The organism is uncultured Campylobacter sp., from assembly GCF_938039205.1.
Classification (GTDB): domain Bacteria; phylum Campylobacterota; class Campylobacteria; order Campylobacterales; family Campylobacteraceae; genus Campylobacter_A.
The window spans coordinates 1-3239 of sequence record NZ_CALHVM010000061.1; the positions used below are offsets into that span (position 1 = coordinate 1).

The 3239-nt window shown below is 44.7% G+C and carries 8 protein-coding genes; all 8 read left to right on the forward strand.

Going from position 1 to position 3239, the window contains the following annotated elements; genetic code table 11:
• Positions 1-119 precede the first annotated feature (119 nt).
• The gene (locus tag Q0394_RS10655) at positions 120-491 is read left to right on the forward strand and encodes a DUF1937 family protein (protein WP_298947548.1); all 372 of its coding nucleotides are present in this window, start codon (positions 120-122) and stop codon (positions 489-491) included.
• A 1-nt stretch (position 492) separates the two neighbouring features.
• Complete coding sequence (locus Q0394_RS10660) at positions 493-714, forward strand: hypothetical protein (protein ID WP_298947550.1); 222 nt, start codon at positions 493-495, stop codon at positions 712-714.
• Positions 711-923, forward strand: coding sequence for a hypothetical protein (locus Q0394_RS10665; RefSeq protein ID WP_298947552.1), 213 nt, complete (start codon positions 711-713; stop codon positions 921-923). The genes Q0394_RS10660 and Q0394_RS10665 overlap by 4 nt, the downstream gene beginning before the upstream one ends.
• Entirely contained in the window at positions 914-1402 is a 489-nt protein-coding gene (locus Q0394_RS10670) for a host-nuclease inhibitor Gam family protein (RefSeq protein WP_009495251.1), read from the forward strand. Before Q0394_RS10665 ends, Q0394_RS10670 begins: the two co-directional genes overlap by 10 nt.
• An 83-nt stretch (positions 1403-1485) precedes the next feature.
• Positions 1486-2031 (forward strand): hypothetical protein, encoded by a 546-nt coding sequence (locus Q0394_RS10675; RefSeq protein WP_298947554.1) that lies wholly within the window; start codon positions 1486-1488, stop codon positions 2029-2031.
• On the forward strand, positions 2028-2486 hold the full coding sequence (locus tag Q0394_RS10680) for a hypothetical protein (RefSeq protein ID WP_298947556.1): 459 nt from the start codon (positions 2028-2030) through the stop codon (positions 2484-2486). The genes Q0394_RS10675 and Q0394_RS10680 overlap by 4 nt, the downstream gene beginning before the upstream one ends.
• Positions 2483-2758, forward strand: a complete 276-nt coding sequence (locus Q0394_RS10685; protein WP_298947558.1) for a hypothetical protein — start codon at positions 2483-2485, stop codon at positions 2756-2758. Before Q0394_RS10680 ends, Q0394_RS10685 begins: the two co-directional genes overlap by 4 nt.
• A gap of 2 nt (positions 2759-2760) precedes the next feature.
• A partial coding sequence (locus tag Q0394_RS10690; protein ID WP_298947559.1) for a hypothetical protein occupies positions 2761-3239 on the forward strand: 479 nt, incomplete at its 3' end.

Here is a 3239-nt window from a genome sequence, read left to right on the forward strand (position 1 = left end):
TAGGCGCACTGATCATGGAAAAAACCAGCCTAAGAGTCGTCGATACGGCGGCTTAGATTTGATTTTTCGGGCGTCTTGCGGGGCGCCTCATAAAGTCAAATTTTAAGAAAGGAGAATGAATGAAAGAGGTTCAAAAGCGCGTCTATGTAGCTACGCCTTACGGCGCTTTAAAATGCCAAGACGATATGAGAGATTATCTCGCGCAAAACATCGCAAGGCAGGAGTGCATAAAGATAATGCACGCAGGATATGAGCCGGTTAGCGCAGTGTTAGAGCTATCGGGCAAGTTTGACGAAAACACGCAAAGAGAGCTAGCCCTAGAGCTTGGACTAAAGATGCTTGAAGAGTGCGATCATATCTACGTCTGCGATCATCCGGACGTAAAAGACTCCAAAGGCATAGCAGCAGAGCTAGAGTACGCCAAAAAGCTAGGCCTAAGCCAGCTAAAGCTAAACAAAAACGGCTCGGCCGAGCTGGTGCTTTGGATGTAAGGTGCTAATCGTAAGAAAAGCCAAAACAAATTTGCCCGTTTGCACGGTCTACGGGTATGTTTGCAAACTCAAATTTGCGATGAAATTTAAAATACTCGAAAGATACGCCGACGCAGGAAGCGACGGTATGCTTCAGGTGGGTGCAGGGGGCGCTTGCGCTTCCGCTCGGAGCGCGGACTTCGTCCGTGCGAGAAGTAAAAATAGAAAGGAGAACGTCAGATGATGAAAGCCGTGTCAATGTTAGCGGGTCTAAGCCTAGCGCTAAACGATACGAGTACATTAGGCGGCGCGCCGACGCTAACGCCGACCAAAGCAAGAAGAAATAAGGCGGCCTTTGCAAAAAGCGCGGTAACCCCCGGCGCAAAACACAAAAGCCAAGCAATAAGATCAAGCAGAAGAAAAGCAAAAACAAGGAGCAAGAGATGGAAATAAAAACATTTACGGACGTGGACAGCGCTCTAAAGCGCATTTGCGAGCTTGAGGTGGCGCTTGCGGACATAAACGGCGAGATAACCCTAAAATGCAACGAGATAAAAGACTCAAGAAAGGCGCAAGTAGAAAAGCTCGATAACGAGAAAAAGTATATCGAGAGCCAAATAACGGCGTTTTGCGAGGAAAACAAGGCCGAATTCGCCGAAAAGCGTAGCAAAGAATTTACCTTTGGAAAGATAGGCTACAAGCTAAGCAAAAGCGTGTCCTTGCCGCGCATAAAAGAGAAAGTAGAAAAGCTCATAAAGGCTCTAAAAAGCTATAAGCTCGAGGAGTGCATCACGTATGAAGAGACTATAAACAAAGACGCTATTGTGGAGCTAGGAGATGCTGAGCTCGTTAAACTAGGTCTTAAGCGCGTCGTAAAGGATAACTTCCGCATAGAAACCAAGATAGAGAATTTGCAAAGCGCAAACGTCTAAAGTTAAAGGGCTTTAAGCCCTTTAAAATACGTTTAATTCGCTGTTAAACGTATTTTAAAAGGTTTAAATTTTAAGGAAAAACCATGCAAAACATCGACGAAAAACTAAAAGCTAGACTTCTAAAGCTCCAAGCCCTAGCAGAGCAAGGCGTAGGTGGCGAAGCAAAGAATGCTAAAGATATACTAAACAGGCTACTAAAAAAGCACAAGATAAGCCTTGAATCCTTGATGGATGATGAAAAAACCAAGGAGTATTTTTTTAAATATGAGAGCAAATTCGAAAAAGAGCTTTTGTTTAGAATTTGCGCCAAAGTAAAAGATATATTCATAAGCGATGGTATAAGGTATATCCAGTGCAAAGGCAGGCAAATAAGCTTTTCTTTAACCAAATATGAGTTTATGGAGTTTGAAATTCTAAGATCGGCGTATTTTCAAAGTTGGGAGAAGTGTCTAGAAAACGCTCAAGCTGCTTTCGTATGGAAAAATAGACTAGGCTTCAAAGACAACAAACGCATAGGAGAGGTAAAACCCCTAAGCCCCGAAGAGATAAAAGAGATACTAAACATCCAAAAGATAGCCGAGGGAATGCCCGAGGCTCAGCTTCAAAGAAATTTGCTGGAGAGCAAATGATGGAGGCTGCTCCCGGTATCGCAAAATACCAGCTCGTCCAAAGGCTAGCCAAATACGGCATAGAGGGGATCATCGATGCTAAGCTTCTAAAATGGGCAAAGATAAACGGTATAAATTTGCATTTCGTCTTTTCGCACCCCGCCGCAAAACAGATCTTTGAGATGAACAAAGAGAATATAAAAGCAAAGCTAAGGGAGTTTTGGGCGGATAACCTTGCCGCGATCAAGGAAGCGGGCATCATGTTTCGCGACATAAGCTGCGAGGTCATATACCGCTTGCCGCGCGATACGCAAGCCATGCAAGAAGAAAAGAAGCCATACGAAGAGCTAAGTAACGGCAGCTTTGAGAACCGCGCTAAAGATCCATCTATAAGACTAGGCTTTGAACGAATAAGAAAGCATATAATCGCCGATCTAGAAAGTGGCAAAAGCGTATATGCGGGAGACGCGATATGAAATACCACAGATTCTACAAAACCGCGGCGCAAGCGCTTCGTAGCCTAGACGTCCACGTGGACGAAGCCGTGGAATACTACGGCGGCCGCGAAGTATTTAGATCTCTAGCCCAATACCGCAAAGCCGCATGGCAGACCGAGGAAGCCACCAGAGCCGATCTTTTGACCGAGCTTCTAAACGAAACCAACGAGCACAGATTTAGGCAAATTTTAGACGGACTAAGCGACGAAAAGTTTAAGATAGCAAAGATTTATTTTTGCGGCGAGGAGTAAAAATGACCAAAAACCAAGACGTCTATAGAAAACAGCTGCTTTATAGGATACATACCAACTCCTTGCATAAGGAAATCAAGCGTAATCACGCGTGGCAAGACTGGCTAAGGCTGCATTTCGGCGTCGAAAGCTCAAAGGATCTTAGTATCGGCGAGCTAAATTTGGCGCTTGATATACTGCTTGGCAACGTGCCCGATAGGCTTGATTTTAAGCCCGATACCTTGGGGCGAAATTTGGTTGCAAACGCGCGCATAGACGCAAACAAATCAAGCAAAAAACAAAGCGGCGAGGCGGATAAAAAGATAAGCCGCAAGCAGTTTAATCTCATCGCGGCCAAGGCAGCAGAGCTAAACATGGATGAGTTTTCTTTGATGAAATTTATAGCTAAGCAAACGCGCGTACTCGTGCCTAAAATAGATCTTTTGCCAAAGATAAGGCAAGAGGACGCCACAAAGATAATCACCGGGCTTGAAAAGATAAT

What these genes read in the sequence shown, in the direction of transcription:
- Q0394_RS10655 (WP_298947548.1), top strand. Translation starts at nt 120, where the DNA reads ATGAAAGAGGTTCAAAAGCGCGTCTATGTAGCTACGCCTTACGGCGCT.
- Q0394_RS10665 (WP_298947552.1), top strand. Translation starts at nt 711, where the DNA reads ATGATGAAAGCCGTGTCAATGTTAGCGGGTCTAAGCCTAGCGCTAAAC.
- Q0394_RS10670 (WP_009495251.1), top strand. Translation starts at nt 914, where the DNA reads ATGGAAATAAAAACATTTACGGACGTGGACAGCGCTCTAAAGCGCATT.
- Q0394_RS10675 (WP_298947554.1), top strand. Translation starts at nt 1,486, where the DNA reads ATGCAAAACATCGACGAAAAACTAAAAGCTAGACTTCTAAAGCTCCAA.
- Q0394_RS10680 (WP_298947556.1), top strand. Translation starts at nt 2,028, where the DNA reads ATGATGGAGGCTGCTCCCGGTATCGCAAAATACCAGCTCGTCCAAAGG.
- Q0394_RS10685 (WP_298947558.1), top strand. Translation starts at nt 2,483, where the DNA reads ATGAAATACCACAGATTCTACAAAACCGCGGCGCAAGCGCTTCGTAGC.